The organism is Bacillus sp. P4_D3 (assembly GCF_056401855.1).
Map to the genome: position 1 here is coordinate 1 of NZ_JBFUIN010000510.1, position 2284 is coordinate 2284.

The 2284-nt window shown below is 34.6% G+C and carries 1 protein-coding gene and 2 pseudogenes; all 3 read left to right on the top strand.

Features of this window, described 5'->3' with window-relative positions; genetic code table 11:
- A pseudogene (locus AC1DTM_RS23385) lies at positions 1-1659 on the top strand (type VII secretion protein EsaA); the annotation flags it as partial.
- The gene (essA, locus tag AC1DTM_RS23390) at positions 1631-2134 is read left to right on the top strand and encodes a type VII secretion protein EssA (protein WP_078173770.1); all 504 of its coding nucleotides are present in this window, start codon (positions 1631-1633) and stop codon (positions 2132-2134) included. The pseudogene AC1DTM_RS23385 and the gene essA, both read left to right, overlap by 29 nt.
- A 4-nt stretch (positions 2135-2138) precedes the next feature.
- A pseudogene (locus AC1DTM_RS23395) lies at positions 2139-2284 on the top strand (EsaB/YukD family protein); the annotation flags it as partial.

A 2284-nucleotide genomic window follows, 5' to 3' on the forward strand; every position in this document is an offset into this window, starting at 1 on the left:
GGAGGAAACCCAGGAGGCGGAACGGGAACAGATCCAGGAGGAAACCCAGGAGGCGGAACGGGAACAGATCCAGGAGGAAACCCAGGAGGCGGAACGGGAACAGATCCAGGAGGAAACCCAGGAGGYGGAACAGGGACAGATCCAGGAGGAAACCAAGGTGGTAACTCAACGGTAATTGAACGTACGAATAATCAAGTTGTACATCAAAAAACAGAAAAATTAACAACTAATACATCTAATGTACTAATTAAAGAAGCGGTAGATACTGTTCAAAGTTACCAAGGTTTACTTAGTCTGTACCAAATGTATTATGGGATTGACTTAAGAACGAAAGATGTAAGTCCTAAATTAGAAGAGGGAAGTTTAGATGCAATTGCGACTGATCATTCTCTGTACTATTTATTAAACAAACAAAGCTTAGTTGATTTAATTTCAAACCTTGTTTCATCTAATATTACGGCAGAAGTAAAGCAAGATATGACAGGGTTAAAACAAAAGATAGACTCCTACCAACAACTTGTTTCTAGTGCGGATCAAAATTCAATGCTACTAGCGGAGAAGTTAAATGAAACATCGCAGCAAGCGAATAGTATGAATCAAAATTTAGGGGAATATTTAAAAGGTTTAGCTAAGTGGCGTGAGAATAGCTTAAAGCTAGTTGAGGAACAGCAAGTATTAACGACTAATAATGCTGGTGAGCAAACGGCCACATTATCGTTAGACTCTGGTATTAAATCATTAATGATGCAAAGTCAATCATTAGTTGAAAGCTCAAAACATAGCTTAGCATCATCAGACGATGTATATAAAACATTTGACCAAATTAATGGACAAGCTAAGGAAATTCAAGATAGCGGAACAACCATTGTGTCAAAAGCAGATTCGTTATTAAATGACTTCACAAAGAAAATGGAAGATGATAAATCATTCTCGAAAAACTTCACGAAAATTTTGGCTAATAGCCGTATTGGTGAACGTCAAAATGAGATGTTATATCAATTTTTATCTAGTCCAGTACAGAAACAAAATGAAGGTGTCATTGTAGCTGGTAATGCCTTTACACCATACTTAATCGTATTAGCATGTTTCATCGTTTCGCTATTTACAGCATACGCAATTGCGAATCAAGAAAAGAAACGAACGCAAACAGATCACTTTGAAGAAAGATTCTCGTTAATCGATATGAATGTACCAACTACAGTAGTAGCATTCGGTATATCGATAGTAGAAGGTATTAGTATAGGGATCATTTCTGGACGTATGCTACAGTTCGGTCAGGATCAAAGTTTACTGTGGATTGCGTTTATCACAATCATTATGATGGCGTTTGTATTAGTTTCAACATACTTATTGCGACAAATGAAAATGGTAGGGATGTTTATATTATTAGTATTTTTAAGTATGTACCTATTTTTAACTGAAGCAGTTGGAAGTAAAGTAGATCAAATGTCATCTGTAGGAAAGATACGTCAATTTTCACCCCTCCAGTATATAGAAGGTTTTCTGAATGATTTTATTAGTGGTAAAGATACTGGAAAAGTAATTTTTATTGTGTTGTTTGTAATTGCCATTATTGGATTGGTTAGTAATCTATTTGTATGGCATAAGAAATGGGAGGAAAAAGAAGTAAATGATCAAACAATGGAGCATAGTGGCTAAGTTATCATTTATCTGTTTCCTTTTACTGTTTGTCGCGCTACCGATAAGGAGCGCGGCTGACAGTTATCTTGGTGATGATGGAAAGATAAACTTTAAAGTAGACCGCGTTGAAGAAAAGGACCAAGAAAAAAATAAAAAGGAACATAAGGAAACAGAATTAGATAAAGCATCGATTGAGTTATTTAACAAAGAAATAGAAGAAGAAATTAAGAAAAAGAAAAAGAAAGAACAAAAAGAGATGGAATCTTTACGAGATTCTCTTTTTATAAAACAAAAAGAAATAAGTAGTGTTAAAGATACGAAAAATAGTTTGTTTAGTAGTGAATACGTTGTGAGAAAAAGCGCAGATGGAGTAGCGAGTAATCAAACAATGAATGAAAAGCCAATTAGTACAACAATAATAATATTGTTTGGAGGCGGCATTGTACTTATTTGCATCGGTATTTATACGGTTCTTCGCAAAAGTTGGAGGTAAGGTAATGGCGATACAAACGCATATTAACGTAACAGTAGATTTTAGTAAATGGAATGGAAATACATATGATTTACGTATTCCAAATCATCAATCTATTAAATATTTATTGAAAAATTTATTAGATACGCTAAAGATTGATAATCATGAAGG